Source organism: Mammaliicoccus sp. F-M27, from assembly GCF_022387115.1.
GTDB classification, from domain to species: Bacteria; Bacillota; Bacilli; order Staphylococcales; family Staphylococcaceae; genus Mammaliicoccus; species Mammaliicoccus vitulinus.
In genome coordinates, this window is sequence record NZ_JAJNIE010000002.1 from 83,214 (window position 1) to 105,687 (window position 22,474).

A 22,474-nucleotide genomic window follows, 5' to 3' on the forward strand; every position below is an offset into this window, starting at 1 on the left:
CCTCCTACATAACTCTTTTAAATAATTTCTCTAGTTCATAAGTCGTTAATTCAATAATAATCGGCCTGCCGTGTGGACAAGTGAATGGATCAGTCGTCTCTCTTAATTCATCAATTAAGTGACTCATTTCATGATTTCTTAAATAATGATTGGCTTTAATCGATTTTTTACAACTCATCATAATAGCTGCGTCTTCACGCAATTTTTTAATATCCACTTTTTCATGTTTTAATACATAATCTATCATATCTTTTATGATTTCTTCTGCATCGACATGTGGTAACCATACAGGATATTCACTAACCATGTAATCATGATGTCCAATCGTTTCTAAAAATATACCCGCTTCTTCTAAAGGATGGAGATATTTTTCGATAATCATATGTTCATCACGTGAGAAGTTAAAAGTTAATGGCAACAATAAGCTTTGTGTTTCATTTGTCACTTCGCCAATTTTCTCTTTAAAGAATTCATATTTTATACGTTCTTGAGCAGCATGTTGGTCAATCATAAACATTCCAGTATCATTTTGAGCAATAATATATGTTCCATGTACTTGTCCAACAACTTCCATATAGGGCACGCGTGGTGTGTCTGATTTAGCTTCTTGCACATCAATATCATTAGAGTTGGCGATTCTGTCACCCGAATCTATAAACGGCTCATTTTCAATGACATCATTAGATTCGTGATTCATCTCTTTTTCTATTTCAGTATGCACTTCGTTAGCGTGCATATCATCATCTTCTATATGCGTAGCAACATCTTCTTGTATAACAGAATGGTGATCTTTTTTATTTTTAAATTGCCATTGCTGTGAACCTACATTATTGGACGATTTCTGCTTTGTATCGTTTTCAGTAAGTTTATCAATATCATTCGACGGTACTACTGTATCCTCATTCATTTGAGGTAGAGGGTTTATAGGTTCTTGCTTTTTGCGAGCTTCAAAATCCAATTTCTGTTGCTCGAAAATTTCTTTTTGTGACTTTTTAGGCTTGTGCTGATCTAAAGAAGTATCCGGTATAAGAGACAAACCTCTAAACGCTTCTTTAATTTTGTTATTAATCAAATCATACAATAACTGCTCTTTAGAAAGTCTAACTTCTAGTTTAGTCGGGTGAACGTTCACGTCTACTAATATAGGATCCATTTCAATATTGATATAGGCAATTGGATAACGTCCAATTGGTAAAAGTGTATGATATCCTTCAATAATTGCTTTATTGAGAACAAAATTCTTGATATACCTTCCATTTATAAAAATGGAAATATAATGTCTATTACTTCTCGTATGTTCAGGTTTACAGACGAATCCGTTCATTACATAATCGTCTGTTTCACCTTTTATTTCTACTAAGTCTTTAGCTATTTTCATACCATATATTTCAGCCATTACTTCGTTCGTTTTACCAGATCCATTTGTTGAAAGTACGTTTTTATCATCTGATACAAGATTAAACGAAATATTCGGGTGACTCATCGCCATTCTATTGACAATATCCGTTATTTTACCTAATTCAGTATATAGACTTTTAACATACTTTAATCTTGCTGGCGTATTATAAAATAAATCTTTCACAAGGATATCTGTACCTTTTTTAGCTTTTGCAGGTTGTCGTTTAATAATTTCTCCATTTTCAACCTGCACTTCATGACCAAGCATACCATCTGTGCAAGTTTTCATTGTGACTCTACTTACTGATGAAATACTCGCTAATGCTTCGCCTCTAAAGCCTAACGTGCGTATATGAAACAAATCATAGTCATTATTAATTTTACTAGTTGCATGTCTTCCAAATGCTTTATCGATATCTTCTTCTTCAATCCCAGTTCCGTTATCTACAACTCTAATGGATTGTATGCCTGATTCTTTAATTGTTATGTCAATTTGAGTTGCTTGTGCATCAATAGCATTTTCCAATAATTCTTTGACGACAGAAGCAGGTCTTTCTACAACTTCTCCAGCGGCTATTTTATTGGCTAAAGATAATTCAAGTTCTTTAATTTTTCCCAACGCACTCACACTTTCTATTTAAGTTGATTTTGTATTTCTTGAAGTTTCGTTAATGCTTCTATTGGTGTTATATTCATTAAGTCTATCGATTTAATTTTCTTTTCAATTTCTGATGGGCTTTGTTCTTCAAACAATTGGAATGACGGTTGATTAAATTTTTCAACTTCACGTTCTGTTTTCGTATTTGATTCTAATTCTTGAAGAATCGCATGCGCTCTCTCAATAATTTCATCCGGTAAATCTGTTAATTTTGCAACATGTATACCGTAACTTTGGTCAACTGCGCCTTCTTTAACTTTATGCAAGAAAATAAGCTCTCCTTGATATTCTTGTGCTGCTACGTGAATATTTTTTAATCCGGATAACGTTTCATCCAGATGTGTTAATTCATGATAGTGTGTTGAAAATAATGTTTTTGCTTTCGTATGATGATGCACATATTCAATCATAGATTGCGCCAATGCTAATCCATCAAATGTTGATGTACCTCTGCCAATTTCATCGAATATAATCAAGCTATCTTCAGTGGCACCAACCATCGCTTTCTCCGCTTCTAACATTTCAACCATAAATGTACTTTTACCAGATACTAAATCATCTGCAGCACCTATTCTTGTAAATATTTGATCAAATATAGGTAATTGTGCATAATCTGCCGGTACGTATGCACCCATTTGTGCCATAATGCTGATTATTGCAATTTGTCGCATATATGTACTTTTACCAGACATATTAGGTCCAGTGATTAAATAAATAAAGCCTTCTTTATCCAAATAACAATCATTTGGTACATAATCATTGTGATCCATTACTCTTTCAACTACAGGATGACGAGATGATTTTAATGATAATGTCTTATCTTCACTAAATATCGGTCGCGTATAATGATACTTTTGAGCAATTTCAGCAAAGCTTTGTAAGCAGTCTATTTCGGACAACAATTTAGCTTGTGCTTGTAATTTTTCAGTATAGGCTTTTACTTCTTGTCTTAATTCTAAGAATAATTGATACTCTAATTCTATCGCTTTATCTTCTGCACCTAATATAATAGATTCTTTTTCTTTAAGTTCTTCCGTAATATATCTTTCAGCATTGGATAACGTTTGTTTACGTTGATATCCAAGTGCATCAGTATCTATATTGTTTACATTAGCCTTCGTAATTTCAATATAATAGCCAAACACTTTATTAAAGCTTACTTTTAATGATTTTACACCTGTTCTTTCTCTTTCTTTCAGCTGTAATTCTGCAATCCATTGTTTACCGTTTGTAGATGCTTCTTTATATTGATCAAGTGTTTCATGATATCCTCTTTTAAATATTCCACCTTCTTTTACTGATAAGGGTGGATCTTCAACTAAACTATCTTCTAATAGCTGTTCTAAATCTTTGAGTGGTTCAAGCGCTTTAAATCGATCGATAGAATGAGAATCTAAACGTTCTATAATTTCTTTAATGTATGGAATTTGTTTAATCGAATAATTTAATTGGACTAAGTCTTTTGCATTCACATTGCCATAACTCACTCTTCCAACTAATCGTTCTATATCATAAACCATATTTAAATAACTTCTTAACTCGTCTCGTTCGATAAAGCCATTAACCAATTGTTCAACCGCATCTAATCTTTGTTCAATGTCTCGTTGTTTGATTAACGGTCTATCAATCCACTGTTTTAATCTTCTTGCGCCCATTGGTGTTTTCGTATCATCCATTAACCATAAAAGTGTACCTTTTTTTGATTTAAGTCTAATACTCTCTGTTAATTCAAGATTTCTTTTAGCATAAAAGTCCATTTTCATGTAATCTAGCGCTCTATACACAAGAACTTCTTCTATGTGTGGCATCTCTCTCTTACCATTATCATGAATATAATTTAACAAATAATTCAATGATCTTTTTTGAGATTGAGATGTTCCAGTAACAACTTCATATTCACGCTCTTCGTAACTATCAACAACAGTAATTGTTTCAGTTATAAGTTGAATTTGTTTGTACAAATTATCAGGTAAAATTTTGTTCACAATAATTTCATTAGGATAAATTGTTGTAATTTCATTCATTAAAGTCGTTTCATCATCAAATGAAGTAACTTTTAATTCGCCAGTCGTAACATCACAATAACTTAAATGAAATTCACCATCTTCTTTAATAAAACTTAATATATAATTATTCGCTTTTTCGTCCATACCTTTTTGTTCCATCACTGTACCAGGTGTAATAACTTGCACGACTTCTCTACGAACCATGCCTTTAGTTTGTGTTGGATCTTCCATCTGTTCACAAATCGCGACTTTGTATCCTTTAGATATTAACTTTTCTATATATCCTGAAGCGGAGTGATAAGGTACACCACACATTGGAATCGGGTCTTTTTTCGCATCTCTTCTTGTTAAAGTAATTTCCAATACTCTAGATGCTTCGACTGCATCGTCATAGAACATTTCATAAAAGTCACCTAATCTGAAAAATAATAATGTATCTTGATATTGGGATTTTATTTTTAAATATTGAGCCATCATTGGCGTTGGTTTAGACATCTTTTTTCACGTTCCTTTTTTTAACTTTCGATTTATCTATTTTATCAAAATTTCTAACATTTAACGAGTATGGTGAAATTTATTTAATAAAAAACCATCTAAAACACGCATTGCTTAGATGGTTAAATATCGTTTTTCAATTTTTTAAGTATACCTCTTTTTTCAAAAGCTGTTAAAATCATATAACTCACAATCGCGCCAATTAAGCTACTCGTGAAAAATGAGATAAACAATGGCCAAAATGCCATTTCTCCTAGTCCAAGTAGCCAGGCAATTGGAAGACAAACTAAACTTCCTATTATGCCAGTGCCTATTACTTCACCTATGGAAGCCATATATAATTTACGACTATATTTATAGAGCAAACTTGCTAATAATACACCAATCATGCTACCTGGAAAAGCAAAAATCGTACCGATTCCTAGTAAATTCCTAATTGAAGATGATAACAAAGCTTGTGCTAAACCATACCAAGGCCCTAGAAAAACAGCTGATATGACATTGATAAAATGTTGTATCGGTAATGCCTTTATAGGTCCAATTGGGATTGTTACAAATGTACTCAACACAACATTGATTGTCGTTAATATAGCTGTTAAAGTCATTAACTTAGTCTTCATATTATATTGCCTCCTAAAAAAATCATTAGCCTACGCATTGGCAGACTAATGATTATGAGTGTATATAATCTTTAGTTGCACAATCTTTACGCCAGCATGATCTGGTTCAAATATACACGTATAATCTCAGCCTCTTAGGACACCGTGTGTGCAAAAATTTTCTTTATTAATGTGAACAGCTACTCGTGTTAGGTGCATTATTCACAGCAGCACCTGTTTCACCAGTTAATTGATTGCCACCAGTTGATTCAATAATTTCATTCGTAACTGTATGACTAATTGAATGAGATACCATTTGTAAAAGTTCATTCACTTCAACTTGAGCTTCTTTAAATTCACTTACGATAGGCATTTCATCTAATTCTTTTTCAATATTTTTTATTTTTTCTTCGACCATCGCTAATGCTTTATCTTTCCCGTAGTTTTGGAAATTAACAGCTTGTTTTTGCAAAGACTTCAGACTAGCCATTTTCTCTCTAACTGTTTGATTCTCATGTATTTGAGCTTCAGCACGTTTGAAAAATTCCACTTCTTCTGTTTCAGACATCATTTTGCCCAGTTTGCGCGCTTGATCAAGAATATCATCTTTTGTATACATTTAATGTACCACCTTTTCTTTAGATACAATCTCTATTAATTCACCATTCAATGAATATTGTTTCGCTTCAATTATTTTAACTTTTACGATTTTTCCAATTACATCTTTGGATGCTTTAAAGTTTACTAATTTATTTTTTTCAGTGTACCCAGCCATTACCGCGTCATCTCGTTTACTAGAACCTTCACATAAAACATATACTTCATGTCCTTCGTATGGTTTCAATGATTTAGCGGCATATTCTCCAACAACTTTATTTAATCTTTGAAGACGTTCTTTTTTCTCTTTGTCAGGAACGTTATCTTTCATTTTAGCAGCTGGTGTACCTTCTCTAGGTGAGTAAACGTAAGTATATGCATGCTCAAAACCAACTTCATGGTAAAGCTTAATCGTTTCTAAAAATTGTTCTTCTGTCTCATTAGGATAGCCAACAATGATATCAGTTGTCAATGCAACATCTGGTATTGCTGCTCTAATTTTTTGAACAAGCTCAAGATAACTTTCACGGGTATATTTACGACCCATTATTTTCAACACTTGATTATTACCAGATTGAACAGGTAAATGTATATGAGGCACGATGTTACCACCGTTCGCGATCACCTCAATTAAACGGTCATCGAAATCCCATGGATGACTTGTTGTAAAACGAACTCTTGGTATATCTATTTTAGTGATGTCATATAATAAATCACCTAAACCATACTCTAGCCCTTCAATATCTTTACCATATGCATTAACGTTTTGCCCTAATAGACAAATTTCTTGATAACCTTGACGTGCTAAATCTCTAACTTCAGCAATAATTTCTTCTGGCATACGACTTCTCTCTTTACCACGCGTAAAAGGCACAATACAGTATGTACAGAATTTATCGCAGCCGTACATAATATTTACCCATGCTTTAATTCTGCCATTTCTGACTTTAGGTAAATTCTCTATAACGTCGCCTTCTTTAGACCACACTTCAACTACCATTGCTTTAGACATATATGCCTCTTCTAAAATTTCTGGCAATCTATGAATATTATGTGTTCCAAAAATCATATCAACATTTTGGTATGATTTAAGAATTTTATTTACGACGGATTCTTCTTGAGACATACAACCACATACACCAATTAAACAATCTGGTCTTTCTTGTTTAAGATGTTTTAGATTCCCTATTTCGCTAAAAACTTTATTTTCAGCATTTTCCCTAATCGCACATGTGTTCAATAAAATCACATCTGCATCGTCAACTGAATTTGTTGGTGCGAAGCCTAAAGCTTGGAATATTCCTGCCATAACTTCTGTATCATGTTCATTCATTTGGCAGCCATATGTTCTAATATAGAATTTACGACCTTTCCCCATTCCTCTATGTCGCTCATCTATTTTAAAATCATCATGATATTCAACTTGAGATTTCCCTCTTTGTTTAGCGTCCTTTAAGTTTGGCGGTTGATAGACATGTTCGAAATATTTGCTATAATCCTTTTCTAAATTAGGTTCTGTCTTCGCATTAGCACCATGTTTTCTTTGCTCTTCATTCAATGTCAAAACCCTTTCTGCCCATATATTTATACCTATATATTATATTAGAGTTCAACACAAAGTGCAAAAATGTTTGAACATTTTTGCACTTTCATGAATAGAGAAATTTTCGTTCATAGTATTTCTTCTCTTATATCTCTGTCTTTTACTATAGATTAATCCAAAATCGTCGTGTCACTTCATTGTCTTCTGAAATAAAAGCGTCCGACTCGACTCCATTGTTATGCAGGATGACTTGCGCACTTGCATAATTATTTTCATCACATGTTACTAACGCTTTTTCTACAGACGCTTCGCGTAATTCTTTTAACGCGTATTCTAATAGTTTCGTTGCATAACCTTTTCCACGTTGACTTCTTCTAACACCATAGCCCACATGTCCACCTTTATTCCTCAAAAAATCATTTAGCCCATATCTAACATTGACCGCGCCAACAATTTTTTGTTCTACAATTAAGACAAAAGTTTTAGCTTTTACAAAATCTTCATCAATTGGATTAATCGCTTCTTTTTGCATAACTAACATCTCTTGAAATCCACCATGTTCTTTCACATCTGTAGTCCATGGTACAACGCTTTCGTCATTTTCATACCATTCATTTATATATTCTGTAAATAAGCTTTCGATATTTGTATCTATTTCTCTATATTCCATAAGCTCATCCTCTCTAATTTAATTCTTTGATTTGCTCCTCATCGCTAGCATTAAGCATATGATAATAAATCCCTTGTTGTTCTATTAAATCTTGTTGTGTCCCTGATTCGATGAGTTCTCCATGAGCTAGTACAAATACTAAATCTGCTTTTTTAACAGTATTTAATCTATGCGCAATAATAATGCTCGTTCTGCCCACCATTAATGTTTCTAAAGCTTCTTGAATTTTTATTTCTGTCACTGTATCAATACTACTTGTCGCTTCATCTAATAATAAAATTTTAGGGTCTTGCAATAAGCATCTCGCAATTGACACAAGTTGTCTTTCACCTTGAGACAATGATCCAGATTCACCCTTTAATACTGTTTCGTAACCATTTTCAAGCGCGTCAATAAATTCGTGTGCATTAGCTTTTTTAGCCGCTTCAATGACTTCTTCATAAGTTGCATTTGGCGTGCCGTACATAATGTTATCTTTTATCGTGCCATCGAATAAATATGGATCTTGAAGAACTACACCTATTTCTTGTCTTAATGATTTTCGCGTCATTTTATTAATAGGAATATCATCTATTAATATACGTCCGCTATTTACATCATAATAATGTAAAATAAGTTGAACGATTGTCGTCTTTCCAGCTCCTGTAGCCCCAACTAACGCCACAGATTCTCCATTATTAATTTTGAATGACAAGTCTTTTATCGTTGCTGTTTTTTGTTCTTTGTCATATTTGAACACGACATTTTCAAATTCTATTTTGCCATTTATATCATTGTAATCTATTGCATCATCTTCATCTTTTTCAACTGGTTCATTCATAATATCAAACACACGTTCAGCACCAGCTATAGCAGATAATACCGTATTAAATTGATTGGCCAAATCTGATAACGGTCGTGTAAACTGTCTCGCATATTCTGCAAAAATAACGATAACACCAACTGTCACGCCAGCAATATTGTTTAATGCTAAAATACCACCAACACCCGCTACGATTGCAAAACTTAAATTATTTAAATAGTTCATCACTTTCGGAATCATGCCGCCAATCGTTGTTGACCAAAAGCTATACTCTCTTACATTTTTCGCTTTTTCATTAAATGTTTCCATCACATATTTTTCTTGTGAAAAAGCTTTTACAACTGTTTGTCCGTTAACAATTTCTTCAATATAGCCATTCATAATGCCGAGCTGTTTTTGTCTTAAAGCATATAATACACTTGTACGCGCGGTAATCCACCTTAAACTTACAAACATAATAGGAATAATGATAATCGTTAATAGCGTAAGTAATGGACTCAAATACAGCATAATTGAAAGTGTACCGATTAAAGTCACGACACTAGACGTGAATTGTATAAATGATGAATTTAATACTTGTGAAACATTCTCAATGTCATTTTGCATTCGACTCATCAATTCACCATGTTGTTTTTTATCATAATAAGATACAGGTAACTTTTGAAAATGTTTAAACAGTTGATCTCTTAATAAATACACAGTACGTTGTGCAATGCTAACCATCATAAAAGAGCCTATATAAGATGTAACTGATAACAATACGTAAACAATAAGGAAGATTACAATATACGTTGACAATCCACTTAAATCTTTCGGAATAATTTTCGTATCAATTATTCGACCTATTAAAAACGGTCCTATTAAACTTAAAATAGACGAACAAATAATCATAAAGATTACAATAATCAATTGAATGCGTGTTTCATCAATTAAATTCCAAATATTTAACAATGTCCCTTTAGTATCTCGTGCTCTCTTTTTCTTTTTAGGATTCTTTTTCGAAAAATCTTCAGCTTTGAATACTGGTTGATGTCCATAAGGTTGTTTTATACTCATGATGAACTCACCGCACTTTCTTGACTATTGGAGATTTCTTTATAAAGGTCAGATGTTTCTAGTAAAGATTCATGTGTACCAATTGCTTCTATACGCCCATTTACTAATAACATAATGCGATCGGCTGTCTTAGCTGTTGAAATCTTTTGCGTCACGATTAATTTTGTTGTATCTTCATCTTCCAATGCATCCCATAAGGCTGATTCAGTCTTAATATCTAAAGCTGAAGTCGAATCATCTAAAATTAATAAACCAGGTTTCCTCACGAGTGCTCTAGCAATCGAAAGTCTTTGTTTTTGACCACCTGATAATGTCACACCTTGTTGACCAATTAAAGTATCATATTGATTATCAAAATGCTCAATTGAATGATGAATTTGTGCTTTTTCAGATGACATTTCTAAAGCTTCAACTTCAGCAGATGGATCTCCAAATTGTAAATTCTCATAAATTGTTCCTGAGAATAGAAGCGCTTTTTGAGGTACATAACCTATAGCATCTCTTAAAGATTCAATCTCCCATTCATTTACATTTTTATGATTTAATAATATTTCTCCAGATGTTGCTCTGTACATTTTAGGTATTAAACTTAGTAATGTCGACTTACCTGAACCAGTAGCTCCCATAATCGCAAACGTTTCTTTCGGTTTAACATCAAATGTAATATTTTCTAATACTGGCTTATTCCCATTTGGATAGGTAAATGACACATCTTTAAAAGTAATGCCGTAAGCATAATTAGAAGTACGATTGAATGTTTTACTGATTACTTGCTCGTCAGACTGAGTAATCAGCACTTCTTCAATTCGCTCACTTGAAGCTTTCATTCTACTTAATGTCATAATTAAAAAAGCCAACATTCCAAAGCCACCTTGCATTCTCATACCATAATTTAATATTGCAACGAGCTTACCTACTTCTAATGTAGATTGATTAACCATATCAGAACCGAACCAAATTACTGCGAGTATACTACCGTTAATAATGAGCAATAATGAAGGATTGATTAGCTCCATAAGTCTTAATGCATATGTATAATTGTGTCTAATATCTTGAATTTTTTCTTTAAATTGGTTTGTTTCTTGCTTGCTAGTTTGACTCGCTTTTATTAATCTAACAGCTTCTAAATTTTGTTGGAAAAACCTATTCATTTCATCAAATTTTCTTTGGATTTTAGTGAATAGTTTAGAACCTTTTCGAGCAATTAAAAATATAATAATAAAAATAATAGGCGTACCTATCACTAAATAAATTGCTAATCTAGGTTCAACAATAAAACTCATAATGATACTACCAATAATCATAAGAGGCGCTCTTAACATGATTCTTATAGACATATAAACTGCTTGATCACAATTGTTTACGTCGCTCGTCAACCTCGTGATTAAACTAGAAGTTTTGAATTTTTCTAAAGTTGCTAATGAAAAAGTTTGAATCTTGCTAAATTGTGCTGTCCTCAAGTCATAAGCGAAAGCTTGACTGACATGTCCTGCCACAAAACTATTCCACACGCCGGAAGCTAATGCTATTAGACCGGTTACAAGCATTATTAATAAGTACAAATACACATGGTTCAAATCATTTTTCAAAATACCATTATCTATAATTTCTGATATAAAGATCGGTTGAATTAATTCCACTGCTAACTCTACTAACATTAATACTAAACCGAGTATAAAAAGCATTTTATAAGGTTTAATAAACTTAAGTACTGTATTCACTTTGCTCGTCCCCTTTACTTCCTAAAACGAAATATTTCTATAACATTCTCCTTTTTTTATAACATCTTACTTAATTAATTGTTGTGATATTACTCATTATACTATTTTTAAATAATAAAAAAGACATATTTTAATAAAATATACTTACGATTTATGTTTTTCTGTTAAAGTCTCCATCGTTATACCTTCTGGAACGTGATAAAACTTTACTTGAGAAATAATACTTGCACATTCTAATTCAACCATACGCTCATTTATTTGTTCTATTAAAATGAGACATGAATTTAAATCACCTTCAATAGTTGTTTCTAAAGGATGAACTTCATATTTCATACCAGATTGATTTATGATATTGATTGCTTCATCTACTAATGGTATAACATCTGTTTCATTATGTTCCGGAATAATTTGAATGCTCATCAACGTATTTGTCATTTTAAAAGCTCCTTTCTATTTAGAAAAAAAGCCCATAGATAATTCTATGAGCTTAAAGTGTGACTATTATATAATTATTTGAATTGAGAAACAAGTTCATCAAATTGATTTTGCTCAAGTTTTAATGATTTTTTTACAAGCGGTTCTTCATCAAATTGCTCAATTTGTGATTCATATGAAGGCATTTCTTTATCTTGATAAATAATCCCTGTAATCATAGATTGTTTTTCGAGCACAGTTTGCATAGCTTGAGATTTATTTGAATGATCATAGTCTTCTATATCAGCAAGTTTTGTTAAATTTTCTTTAAACCAGTCATACGTATTAATTTTATTGTATGTGACACAAGGTGAGAATACGTTAACAAAAGAAAATCCTTTATGGTTAATGGCTTCTTCAATGATATGTGTAAGTTCTTTAATATCACTAGAGAAACTTTGTGCAACAAAAGTCGCACCTGATGAAATAGCTAATTCTAAAGGTGCTACATTTTGTTCAATGTTACCTTTTGGAGTTGATTTTGTAACAAATCCTTTTGCTGAACTTGGTGATGTTTGTCCTTTAGTTAAACCGTAAATTTGGTTATCCATTACAATATAAGTCATATCCATGTTTCTTCTTAATGCATGAATTGTGTGACCCATACCAATCGCGAAGCCGTCACCATCTCCACCAGAAGCTATAACTGTTAAGTCTTTATTAGCCATCTTAACACCTTGGGCCAATGGTAAAGAACGACCATGTATAGAATGGACACCGTATGAATTTACATATCCACTTAAACGGCCTGAACAACCGATACCTGTAATAATGGCAACTTCTTCTGGTTCAAGCCCCACGTTAGCAGCAGCTTTTTGAATCGCAACTTGCACTGAAAAATCTCCACAACCTGGACACCAGTTTGGTTTAACATTATTTCTAAAATCTTTAAATGTTGCCAATTAAATCAGCTCCTTCATATTGCTTACTATTTCTAATGCTTTATCTTCAATTTCATGCGGTAAGAATGGTGTACCATCATATTTTGTTTGGTTTATAATCTTATTTTGATGGTTAATGTTCATTTTTATGATATTAGATAGCTGTCCTTGATAATTATGCTCAGCTACTACTACTTTTTTAGCTTTATTGAACGCTTCTTGTACAACGTCTGAAGGGAACGGATGCAGTTGTCTAATTTGAATATGATTTACTTTAGCGCCTTGATGATCCAATCTAGTAATGGCTTCATCAATTGCTCCAGCAGTTGAAATAAAGCCTACATATAGAATATCCGCTTCATCATATTTTTCATTAGATTCAACTGGCTCATCAATTAACAATTGAGCCGTTTTACGCATACGTTTATCCATTTGTTGTTGTCTATTTTCAGCACTTTCAGAAGGTTTACCTTCCTCATTATGTTCAACACCTGTAACGTGATGAATACCACCTTTAGTTCCAGGTAATACACGAGGTGAAATACCTGAATCTGTTAAAGCATAACGTTTAAAGTAAGCTTTATCTTCTTGTGAGTCTAGGCCATCTTCTACGAGTGCACCACGACGAATTTCAATTTTATCGTAATCTAGAGATTCAACCGTTTGTTTACCTAATGATAATTGTAAATCTGATAATAAAATTACTGGGCATTGATATTCTTCAGCTAAATTAAATGCTTCAACTGTTAAGTAGAATGCATCACTTGCACTTGTTGGTGCTAATACAATTTTAGGAATATCCCCATGTGTACCATAAATCATCTGCATTAAGTCAGATTGTTCTTGTTTCGTTGGTAAACCTGTTGAAGGTCCGCCTCGTTGTGTATTTACAATAACAAGTGGTGTTTCAGTCATACCTGATAAACCAATAGATTCCATCATCAATGATAAACCTGGTCCTGCTGATGATGTAAACGAACGTACACCAGCATAATTGGAACCAATTGCCATTGTACATGCTGCAATTTCATCTTCAGTTTGAATAACAGCTCCACCTAGAGCTGGTAAATTATCTATCATGTATTCCATAATTTCAGATGCTGGTGTAATTGGATATGCTGCCATAAACCTAACACCTGCAGCAACTGCACCTAGTCCTATCGCATCGTTACCAATCATAAATAAGTGGCCTTCTGAGTCGATAGGTTCTAACGTATGTTTGCTTTGTAAGTCATTCATTTCAGCTTTCATTAAACGATAACCTTCATTTAAAGCTTGTATATTTAAATCAACAACGCTTTCACCTTTTTTGCCGAATAAGTCTTTAATTAATGATTCAAATACTTTCGTATCTAAATCCATAACTGCGCATGTTGAACCTACAGCAACCATGTTTTTCATTAAAGCCGTTCCTAATTCTTTAGCCACGCCTGTAAATGGAAGACTTACTAATTGCGCTTTACTGTCTTCTGGATTTTGTGGTTTAGCTTTTTCATCAGCGATTATAATACTTCCTTCAAGCATTTCACTATAATTCACTTCTATCGTTTCTTGATCAAAAGCAATTAATATATCTAAATCGTCACTTATAGCTCTAACTGGCTTTGACGATACTCTAATTTTATTGTTCGTATGGCCGCCTTTAATTCTACTTGAAAAATGACGGTATCCATATAAATAATATCCTTGACGGTTCATAGCAGTTGCAAAAATTTCACCTGTCGATTCAATTCCTTCACCTTGCTGTCCGCCAACTTTCCATGAAATTTGTGATTTCATCTTATGGCCTCCCCATGTAATATCTCAATTAATATCATAACAAAAAAACCCTTTTAATCCTATGAATTTAAAGGGTTTTCGCAAAAATCAGTCTAATGGACGATACTATTCAAATGGATGATCATCATTAATTAAAATTCTTTGAATTTTTTTAGCTTTACCTTCTCCATTAAGGTCGATAATAACACCTGAGAGTACTTTTCTACCTTCATCTGGTAAATTATGACGTTGTGGCAAACTTGTTATAAATCGTTCTATAACTTCATCCTTTTTAATACCTAGAATACCATCATAGTATCCTGTCATGCCTACGTCCGTGATATATGCTGTACCTCCATTTAACACACGCTCATCTGAAGTTTGAATATGTGTATGCGTGCCAACCATAGCACTCACTCTACCATTCAAATACCATCCCATTGCATTCTTTTCTGAAGTTGTTTCAGCGTGAAAGTCTACAAATATATATGGTGTTACTTTTGATGCTTGTTCGATTAATTCGTCTGCCTTTTTAAATGGGCAGTCTATTGCAGGCATGAAAGAACGCCCTTGTAAATTGATAATCGCAATATCTTTATCGTTAACTTTAATAATTCTCATGCCTACTCCAGGCGCTTCTTCAGGAAAATTAGCTGGTCGTACCATTCTATTAGCTTGACCGATAAAATCATAAATTTCTCTTTGACCATATGTATGGTTTCCCATTGTCAAAAAGTCAGCACCCATACGTAATATTTCTTTATATAATTTCTCAGTTAATCCTTTACCGTGAGCTGCATTTTCCGCATTCACAATAGTTAAAGTCGGTTTATAACTTGCTTTAATTTTCGGTAAATATGTTTCTAACTGTTCTCTTCCTAATTTTCCAACAATATCACCTATAAATAAAATTCTCAATATTGACATCCTCTCTATACACTCTATATTCTAATTCAAAATAAAAATTTTTAAAAGAGATGATTATTATTTTTTTATTGGGGTATTAATAAAAATGAGCGTTATATAGACAGTTTTGTTTAATTAACGTTACAAAAAATTATAGGAGTGTTTATTTAAACATGGGAATTGAAATTGAACCCGAAAAATTTGCAGAATTAGTGGTTAAAGCAAATCCGTCCGTACATGAAAATGCAGAAGATATCGCGAAAGACAGCTTAGAGCTATATGTAACAGCATTTAAACTTGCTGAAAAATATGGCAATTGTACTATTAACTCACAAGAAACATCCAACATCTTAAAAGAAGCTTTAGAATTAGAATTGAACTTAACAAATTAATTATAAAACATTAATCCAAAACAACATCTCTACAATACTTTGTAGAGATGTTGTTTTGGATTATTTCATGATAAAGTTCACGATATTTTCTGTTGTGCCTATCTTGTCTGCTTCTAATAACCTTGTTGTAATATTTTGATAATCAATTGCTTTCTTTTCTAGTAATTGCCTTGCTAAAATTCTTTCATCATTACTTGCGATTTCAATGTTCACAAGTTCAAATATATCAAAATAAAAGCCGATTTGTTGTGAATAATCTTCCGTATCTTCTTGTAATAAAAATATCGGTTTATTCAAATGTGCAAAATCAAAAATTGTTGAAGAATAATCTGTAATCATAGCTTCTGAAATCAAATATAATTCTTGTATATCTACAAGTTCATTGTAAAAGCAGTGAACACGGTCACTTAACTCACTATAGGTCATTCTTAAATGTGATTCATTAGGATGCAATTTCACGATAATTTCATATTCTTCTGGCAACTGTTCAAGTAAAATAATCAAATTAATTTTCGATAAAATTTCTCTATTCCCTTTTCGCCATGTTGGACAGAATAGAATAAATTTCTTATTTTTACTTTTAGTAAAGAAGTATTTAGAACGAATGTGCTCACTTTCTTCTTCACTACTTTGTAATAAATATTCATTTCTAGGCGCACCAAGTTGTAGTATCTTTAAATTTTCTTCATCCTTAATACCAAATGATGACTCTAGTAACATTGTGTTTATTGCTGAAGAAGTTAGTAAATAATCCCAATTTTTCATTCTTGGTTTAAAAGCTTGAACTTGTTCATTTCTTTCAACTTCATCTTCTAAATCATTCAACATTCTCTTCAGTGGGAAACCGTGCCATGTTTGTACAAATATTTGGTCTTTATGTTTAAACACTTTATCTAAAGTATTACCATTTACGATTACATATTTACACGCTCTAAATGTTTGATTATAAATTTCACTGCCAAACCTTACAGGAATGAGCTTATAGTTTCTAATTTCCATATCCACTAAAGCATTTCGAGAACTCACGTACACTTCTTTTTCAGGAAAATGTTCCTTAATATAAATAGCTAAATACTTTGGATCTCCACTGAAATTGTTGCCATGAAATGATTCAATAAACACTTTTTGATCTGAAGGTGTTATTTGATCATATAATTGTTTCAGTTTATTCGTTTTCCTTTTTTCATATTTCTTTTTAGCAAATTTAAACACTTTTTCATTATTCAAAAATGCTCTTAACACAGGCTTCGTTTTATACTGCTCGTACAAATCTCTACCATGTTCAAGTTTAGTTCTTTTATTTGTATTTGTTTTATTAACAATTTGATCAGCTGACCCTTTTTTAATACCATCCATACATGCATTTGCGGATTCAATGAAGTCAGATGCATAGTCTCTATCTATAAAAGTAGCTTTCATTAATGCTACATCTTCAGCTCTTTGCTCTTTTGTATACTTATCATCAATAAAAGTAATCAGACGTTCACAATCAGCTTGAATATCTTTTTCTAAAAAATCAACTGCATGATAATCTTGATAAATCTTTTTAAGAACACCATCTTCACCAGCGAATATAAACGCTTTATTTCCTTCAGCAATTGATTCTAATATAGAATATCCTAACGTTTCATATGGTGAAGAAGAAACATAAACATAGTTTTTCGGTTCTCTTTCATTTATATGTACATGCTCTTCTAAATGATAATAATCAATTAAATTTTTATACAATATTTCAGACGGACCATACCCCTTTATATAGAGTTGAATATCATCATGACCATTCATATTCACAATTTGATTCATCAACTTTATAACATATGATATATCTTTAATATTGTCTTCAAAACGCGCTTTAATTAATAAATTCCTTTTTGTTACACTAGGTTCACTATTCACATTAATATGTGCTGCATCTACATATTGATTAAAGACATTTGTGACTTCAAAACGTTTCATAAAATCATTTTTAACATCCGTTGTACTTACTCTATAGGCATCTATAGCATCAAACGCTAAATCTTGTCCATCATATATGTAAGCTAACGGCGCGTGAATCTCGCCAACAATCTTAATTCGATGATCTATTGATTTAATTTCTCTCGCTATATACAAGAAAGTTTCTCTCGTCAAGATCACTAAATCAGCATCACCAAAACATTTAGCATCTTCAAATTGTTCAAAATTCAACTTCTTATCAAATAACTGTTCATTAATCATCGTATTAAACTTCGCAGTTTTATCAAACGATTTAAAATTATAATACGTCACCTCATGATTCGACTTAATAAACGATTTAATTAAATTAATATTGCTTCTTGATGTTCCACCTTTAGCAAAAAGATTGAACCCTAAAATTTTAACCTTCATTCAATCTAACCCCTTTGTTTTCGATTGTAATTGGCAATTTAAATTATCCTTTATATTAACATTAATCAAATATTTTATCCATAAATAACAAATTTTTGAAAAAGAATTGTTTTTAAAATATATTTTATTTAAAACAGTAAAAAAGATAATCTGATTTAGATTATCTTTTTTATATACTCAATATTAAATTCATTTACTTTAGTTTACTCACTTACAAACACATCTTCCCCTAATTGTATAGCCTGTATGACACCATCTGATATTTCATCATGAGTCAGCCATCTTTTACCACCTTGATGATCCAAACGAAAACCTAATTGCACAATCAAAACCTTAAAACCTTTCTTCTGTAGCCACTTTATAAACGCTGAGTCATCATGCCTATTTGAACCAACAATATGTATATAAACAGGTGTACAGTTGTCATCAATCGTCATTTCACTTTCAATAAAGCTTTGATGATTAATGTAGCCATTACTATGTACCCAGTTCACCATAATTTTTACATTTTTAATATATTCATAATCGATTTTATTACCAGTTTCATAATCATATTCAACAAACTTCACGTTATGAAAGTTAAGCAATTCAGAAGAATATCTATCCTTATTCCTTGAAAGCAACCAAATATCATCATCAAAATTATCCTTAATCCATTCCGTAGCCCTTGCTAACATTCCAGATCCACCAACAATTACAATGCTCATATTTAAATTCCACCTACTCTACATCATTATTCTTTTACAGGTATTAAATCAATTAATATATTCACTATATAACTTAGGAACCCTATTATAATAGCTACCATCAAATCTTGAACGATAAAATAATAAACGAGCATTCCAATTAGATTACTTACAAATAGATTCATAATTATAGATTTTAAAGTCAACATTTATCATTGCTCCTTCTATATCAATATACCATTTAATCTTTAACAATTTGTTGTTTCAATATTAATATCTATTAAATATTCGCCTAACATTATTGTCACATCACTATTTTCCACTTTATTTTATGTTACGCTTTCTTCGAGGTGATTAAAATGAATCAAAATTTAACGCAATCCGAAAAGATATTATCAAGTCTATGTTATTTCAGTGTCTTTTTCGCACCATTTTTACTTCCGATAATTGTATGGATAGTTGCAGATAAACCTGTTTCAACACACGCGAAAAGCTCTCTTTTATATCATGTTTATCCTTATATATTAGGCGTGCTAAGTGTTTTACTGTTAGCTTATGCAAATGGTAGTTTTGAAAGTCATTTAAATAATGGATTAATGATCACATTAAATATCATCGCGATATTTATAGCACTACTTGCTTTTTATTACGTTATTTATAATTTGTACGCAGGTATTAAAGTACTCCTTAAATAACAATTAAACATTGTTTTCAAACGCCTTCTATGAGGCGTTTTTTTATTTATCGTTTTATATTTTCAACTTAACACTTTACAAAAGCGAACACTTGTTCGTATAATAAAGATAATAATTCTACGAGAGGTGTTAATGATGAATAAATATATTAACTTGATGATTAATAAATTTGAATCTTATATTTACATGTTAGATACTGTAGAGCCAACTAATGACACCGCAAAGTTCCTTAACGATAAAGTTATTTACAAAGAAATACACAAAGTTCAAAGCTATCTTAAATCTTTTGATGATCGAACTGAAAAATTCATTTTATATACAGATTACTTAGACTTGTTGTCCATCATATATAATGATGTACACACATCAACTACAAAAAGAAATACGATGATTGTGGCATTGAACAACGCCATTCATGACTTAAATAAAATGAATCAGGAGCTTGCATATGAAAGTCGTTAACCCCGGTATGCCAGAACCTTACAGATACGAAACTGATTATCGAAAAATACCGAATAGATATCTTCAACAAAACATACCTAAAGGCCGCGGTATGATTAAATGGGCACCATTTGCCACAATGCCACAGCAATATGAAACAATTAAACAGTTTATTAAAGATCAAACAAAAGTTGATAAACCTGTATTAGAAGATACCGCATTAAACGATTTAAATAACACCTTAGCAGAGAAGATATTCTATAACCCAGAAGCAACAATTAAATATTGGGAGAATGGTTATTTCAAAGAAGTAAATTGCGAAATAAATAAATTTGATAGCGCACGTAATAAGTTAGAAGTGATTAAAGATGGGGAATTACTAAAACTCGATATGGATTGCATTGTGGAGATAGAGTGAGATTCTACTGATATTATTAAACATAGCTCTTATTTCCTTTTTACACCCTACTTCGTTTACAATAAGTGTAATGCAAAGGAAGGAACTTAATCATTCATGATAACAATAGAAGAAATAACACATAATAATCAGCAGGCACTCGAATTACCGAATGAGCCTTTTGAATTATTTGGTAAACTGGTTGTTACAAGATCAAATGACACATGGGATTATTATGAAGTTTCAACTAAACATGAAACAATGATTTTTCCAGATGAACATTATCAATTAGATATTATCAATGAAAAAGGATATGCATTAGGCGCTTTTGACGATAATAAATGTGTTGGATTAGCAATTTTTGAAAATAATTGGAACAAATATTTATATTTAAGTGATTTGAAAGTAACATCATCCCACCGTAGAAAAAATATAGCGACAATGTTATTAAATACTGCAATAAAGATATCAACAGAACATGATATAAGCGGCTTATATACAATTGCACAAGACAACAACTTAAGTGCCAATCGTTTTTACTTACGTTATGGCTTTAGTATAGGTGGACTTAACACTAAGAACTATCATTTCACCAACCAAAAAGGTAAATATGACATTTACTATTATTTTGAATTTTAGAATTAACTGACTGTATGATCGAGTCATACCCTCAAGGCAAGCACGGACTTTACAAAATCAGCAATATAAAAATTACCCAATCCGTAAATGAATACAACGGATTGGGTGATTTATTTTGAGAAAGAGAATTATATCTTACCCTCTTTTAATTATCATCCTCATTAATTGATTCAGACAACAATTCATACATAAATTTATCGCTCACTTCATATATAACAGGCTTACTTTTTAGCTTTATTAATTTTTCTTCGTGTTCCATAATAACATCGTTTATTTTACCTCTAGAAAATCCTGAAATATCTTGAAGCTCTTTTAAACTAAGTCTAGAGTATTTACTACCAAAAACTTTATCTTGGAGTAAAATATATAATATTTTAGATTCGTATTTATCAAAGTTTTTAGCATTTAAAGTATTTTTTATTTTACTTATCATTTTTACATTGTCTTCAAAAGTATCAATTATATTTTCCTGTCCTTCTATAAGAATGCTCAACATTTCATCTATAAATGTAGTGAGTTCACCTTTATTTAAAAAATTAGATGTGTCTTTAAAAGCTTTATAATATTTCGACTTATTATTATTTACTGAATGTGAAAAGGAAAGTGTAGTAAAAGGATCTAACATATCATTTAACATTCTTGCGATTAAATGTCTTCCTATTCTTCCATTTCCATCATAAAATGGATGTAAATATTCAAACATATAGTGACTAGCCATAATTTTAACAAGTTCAGATGAATCAAAGTTTTTAGTGAAATCTATAAATTTTGTTAGAAACTCAATAATTTCAGACTCACTATATTCATTTCTATGAATCCATTTGTTATTAGAATTATCAAATACACCTATACTTTCAGTTCTAAACATCATTCCATCTGGTTGCTCATCTTTTTTAATTTCATTAGAAACTATTTCATCGTAGATATTTCTTATATCAGAGACAGTATTCAACTCAAATTTACCGTAGTGTATCATTAAATATTGATTAACTAATCCACTAAATCTTTTGTTTTTCGTACTCTTATTATTCAATGCTTCAGCTATTTCCTTTTTAGTACTTCTAATATTTTCAATTTCATTTGTACTTTGCAGCTCATTTATTAATAATTTATTTATATATGCATTCGTTGCTATACCCGGTTGATTTGATGACAATTGCTTAATTTTAGAAGAATTCAACAAAATTCTTTCATGCTTTTTCACAATGTTTTTATTCATAAAAAAAACAAGGGATATTTAACATTAAGTAACTGTTTTCCGTCTTGAATTGGATTAATATATATGTTTGTTAC

21 protein-coding genes and 1 riboswitch are annotated in these 22,474 nt (G+C 31.5%); of the genes, 5 read left to right on the plus strand and 16 right to left on the minus strand.

The genetic code is table 11. The annotated features are described in order from the left end of the window. Positions 1-4: 4 nt before the first annotated feature. From mutL to LQ598_RS02830, 12 genes are all read right to left on the minus strand, one after another. A complete protein-coding gene (gene mutL / locus LQ598_RS02775; protein WP_404804827.1) occupies positions 5-2,026 on the minus strand; it encodes a DNA mismatch repair endonuclease MutL in 2,022 nt (673 codons plus the stop codon). 5 nt (positions 2,027-2,031) lie between these two features. Further along, entirely contained in the window at positions 2,032-4,557 is a 2,526-nt protein-coding gene (gene mutS, locus LQ598_RS02780; protein WP_239745156.1) for a DNA mismatch repair protein MutS, read from the minus strand. Between the two features lie 122 nt (positions 4,558-4,679). Beyond that, positions 4,680-5,177: an energy coupling factor transporter S component ThiW gene (gene thiW / locus LQ598_RS02785; protein WP_016911579.1), complete on the minus strand. Its 498-nt coding sequence runs from the start codon at positions 5,175-5,177 to the stop codon at positions 4,680-4,682. Positions 5,178-5,242: 65 nt separating this feature from the next. Further along, a riboswitch (TPP riboswitch) is annotated at positions 5,243-5,334 on the minus strand. A 9-nt stretch (positions 5,335-5,343) separates the two neighbouring features. After that, a complete protein-coding gene (locus LQ598_RS02790) occupies positions 5,344-5,775 on the minus strand; it encodes a YlbF/YmcA family competence regulator (protein ID WP_016911580.1) in 432 nt (143 codons plus the stop codon). Further along, the gene (miaB, locus tag LQ598_RS02795) at positions 5,776-7,311 is read right to left on the minus strand and encodes a tRNA (N6-isopentenyl adenosine(37)-C2)-methylthiotransferase MiaB (RefSeq protein WP_107593022.1); all 1,536 of its coding nucleotides are present in this window, start codon (positions 7,309-7,311) and stop codon (positions 5,776-5,778) included. It abuts the gene before it with no gap. 148 nt (positions 7,312-7,459) lie between these two features. After that, positions 7,460-7,966 carry a GNAT family N-acetyltransferase gene (locus LQ598_RS02800; protein WP_107536805.1) on the minus strand — a complete coding sequence of 169 codons (507 nt, stop codon included), beginning with the start codon at positions 7,964-7,966 and terminating at the stop codon, positions 7,460-7,462. A 13-nt stretch (positions 7,967-7,979) separates the two neighbouring features. Next, positions 7,980-9,824 (minus strand): ABC transporter ATP-binding protein, encoded by a 1,845-nt coding sequence (locus tag LQ598_RS02805; protein WP_107536806.1) that lies wholly within the window; start codon positions 9,822-9,824, stop codon positions 7,980-7,982. Then, positions 9,821-11,545: an ABC transporter ATP-binding protein gene (locus tag LQ598_RS02810; protein ID WP_016911584.1), complete on the minus strand. Its 1,725-nt coding sequence runs from the start codon at positions 11,543-11,545 to the stop codon at positions 9,821-9,823. The genes LQ598_RS02805 and LQ598_RS02810 overlap by 4 nt, the downstream gene beginning before the upstream one ends. A 144-nt stretch (positions 11,546-11,689) precedes the next feature. Beyond that, a complete protein-coding gene (locus LQ598_RS02815) occupies positions 11,690-11,980 on the minus strand; it encodes a thiamine-binding protein (protein WP_107557180.1) in 291 nt (96 codons plus the stop codon). Positions 11,981-12,054: 74 nt separating this feature from the next. After that, positions 12,055-12,921, minus strand: coding sequence for a 2-oxoacid:ferredoxin oxidoreductase subunit beta (locus LQ598_RS02820; RefSeq protein ID WP_239745157.1), 867 nt, complete (start codon positions 12,919-12,921; stop codon positions 12,055-12,057). Beyond that, positions 12,922-14,679: a 2-oxoacid:acceptor oxidoreductase subunit alpha gene (locus LQ598_RS02825; RefSeq protein WP_107537390.1), complete on the minus strand. Its 1,758-nt coding sequence runs from the start codon at positions 14,677-14,679 to the stop codon at positions 12,922-12,924. A gap of 105 nt (positions 14,680-14,784) precedes the next feature. Further along, on the minus strand, positions 14,785-15,576 hold the full coding sequence (locus tag LQ598_RS02830) for a TIGR00282 family metallophosphoesterase (protein ID WP_016911588.1): 792 nt from the start codon (positions 15,574-15,576) through the stop codon (positions 14,785-14,787). 161 nt (positions 15,577-15,737) lie between these two features. Here LQ598_RS02830 and LQ598_RS02835 point away from each other — a divergent pair, with 161 nt between their 5' ends. After that, a complete protein-coding gene (locus LQ598_RS02835; RefSeq protein ID WP_107537391.1) occupies positions 15,738-15,956 on the plus strand; it encodes a DUF2192 domain-containing protein in 219 nt (72 codons plus the stop codon). A 60-nt stretch (positions 15,957-16,016) separates the two neighbouring features. Here LQ598_RS02835 and LQ598_RS02840 read toward each other — a convergent pair whose 3' ends face one another. The 3 genes from LQ598_RS02840 to LQ598_RS02850 all read right to left on the minus strand — a co-directional run bounded on the left by LQ598_RS02840 (position 16,017) and on the right by LQ598_RS02850 (position 19,194). Further along, positions 16,017-18,323, minus strand: a complete 2,307-nt coding sequence (locus LQ598_RS02840; RefSeq protein WP_107557181.1) for a CDP-glycerol glycerophosphotransferase family protein — start codon at positions 18,321-18,323, stop codon at positions 16,017-16,019. 203 nt (positions 18,324-18,526) lie between these two features. After that, entirely contained in the window at positions 18,527-19,030 is a 504-nt protein-coding gene (locus tag LQ598_RS02845; RefSeq protein ID WP_107537509.1) for a Rossmann-fold NAD(P)-binding domain-containing protein, read from the minus strand. A 26-nt stretch (positions 19,031-19,056) separates the two neighbouring features. Beyond that, on the minus strand, positions 19,057-19,194 hold the full coding sequence (locus tag LQ598_RS02850; protein ID WP_157782580.1) for a hypothetical protein: 138 nt from the start codon (positions 19,192-19,194) through the stop codon (positions 19,057-19,059). 174 nt (positions 19,195-19,368) lie between these two features. On the opposite strand from LQ598_RS02850, the gene LQ598_RS02855 reads away from it, so the two are divergent. The 4 genes from LQ598_RS02855 (at position 19,369) to LQ598_RS02870 (ending at position 21,181) form a co-directional block, all read left to right on the plus strand. Continuing rightward, positions 19,369-19,704, plus strand: a complete 336-nt coding sequence (locus LQ598_RS02855) for a magnetosome magnetite crystal formation protein family (protein ID WP_107537552.1) — start codon at positions 19,369-19,371, stop codon at positions 19,702-19,704. 135 nt (positions 19,705-19,839) lie between these two features. Continuing rightward, complete coding sequence (locus LQ598_RS02860) at positions 19,840-20,166, plus strand: hypothetical protein (protein ID WP_107557182.1); 327 nt, start codon at positions 19,840-19,842, stop codon at positions 20,164-20,166. After that, the gene (locus LQ598_RS02865) at positions 20,153-20,563 is read left to right on the plus strand and encodes a YolD-like family protein (protein WP_107537488.1); all 411 of its coding nucleotides are present in this window, start codon (positions 20,153-20,155) and stop codon (positions 20,561-20,563) included. The genes LQ598_RS02860 and LQ598_RS02865 overlap by 14 nt, the downstream gene beginning before the upstream one ends. A 96-nt stretch (positions 20,564-20,659) precedes the next feature. Continuing rightward, on the plus strand, positions 20,660-21,181 hold the full coding sequence (locus LQ598_RS02870) for a GNAT family N-acetyltransferase (protein ID WP_107537487.1): 522 nt from the start codon (positions 20,660-20,662) through the stop codon (positions 21,179-21,181). Positions 21,182-21,326: 145 nt separating this feature from the next. On the opposite strand, the gene LQ598_RS02875 is transcribed toward LQ598_RS02870, so the two are convergent. After that, positions 21,327-22,400 carry a Fic family protein gene (locus tag LQ598_RS02875; RefSeq protein ID WP_239745158.1) on the minus strand — a complete coding sequence of 358 codons (1,074 nt, stop codon included), beginning with the start codon at positions 22,398-22,400 and terminating at the stop codon, positions 21,327-21,329. Positions 22,401-22,474: the final 74 nt, after the last annotated feature.

Coding starts and splice junctions, on each gene's coding strand:
- LQ598_RS02865 (WP_107537488.1), top strand. CDS start 20,153: ATGAAAGTCGTTAACCCCGGTATGCCAGAACCTTACAGATACGAAACT.
- LQ598_RS02815 (WP_107557180.1), bottom strand. CDS start 11,980: ATGACAAATACGTTGATGAGCATTCAAATTATTCCGGAACATAATGAA.
- LQ598_RS02800 (WP_107536805.1), bottom strand. CDS start 7,966: ATGGAATATAGAGAAATAGATACAAATATCGAAAGCTTATTTACAGAA.
- LQ598_RS02860 (WP_107557182.1), top strand. CDS start 19,840: ATGAATAAATATATTAACTTGATGATTAATAAATTTGAATCTTATATT.
- LQ598_RS02790 (WP_016911580.1), bottom strand. CDS start 5,775: ATGTATACAAAAGATGATATTCTTGATCAAGCGCGCAAACTGGGCAAA.
- LQ598_RS02835 (WP_107537391.1), top strand. CDS start 15,738: ATGGGAATTGAAATTGAACCCGAAAAATTTGCAGAATTAGTGGTTAAA.
- LQ598_RS02840 (WP_107557181.1), bottom strand. CDS start 18,323: ATGAAGGTTAAAATTTTAGGGTTCAATCTTTTTGCTAAAGGTGGAACA.
- mutS (WP_239745156.1), bottom strand. CDS start 4,557: ATGTCTAAACCAACGCCAATGATGGCTCAATATTTAAAAATAAAATCC.
- LQ598_RS02875 (WP_239745158.1), bottom strand. CDS start 22,400: ATGAATAAAAACATTGTGAAAAAGCATGAAAGAATTTTGTTGAATTCT.
- LQ598_RS02825 (WP_107537390.1), bottom strand. CDS start 14,679: ATGAAATCACAAATTTCATGGAAAGTTGGCGGACAGCAAGGTGAAGGA.
- LQ598_RS02845 (WP_107537509.1), bottom strand. CDS start 19,030: ATGAGCATTGTAATTGTTGGTGGATCTGGAATGTTAGCAAGGGCTACG.
- LQ598_RS02850 (WP_157782580.1), bottom strand. CDS start 19,194: ATGAATCTATTTGTAAGTAATCTAATTGGAATGCTCGTTTATTATTTT.
- LQ598_RS02805 (WP_107536806.1), bottom strand. CDS start 9,824: ATGAGTATAAAACAACCTTATGGACATCAACCAGTATTCAAAGCTGAA.
- thiW (WP_016911579.1), bottom strand. CDS start 5,177: ATGAAGACTAAGTTAATGACTTTAACAGCTATATTAACGACAATCAAT.
- LQ598_RS02855 (WP_107537552.1), top strand. CDS start 19,369: ATGAATCAAAATTTAACGCAATCCGAAAAGATATTATCAAGTCTATGT.
- LQ598_RS02870 (WP_107537487.1), top strand. CDS start 20,660: ATGATAACAATAGAAGAAATAACACATAATAATCAGCAGGCACTCGAA.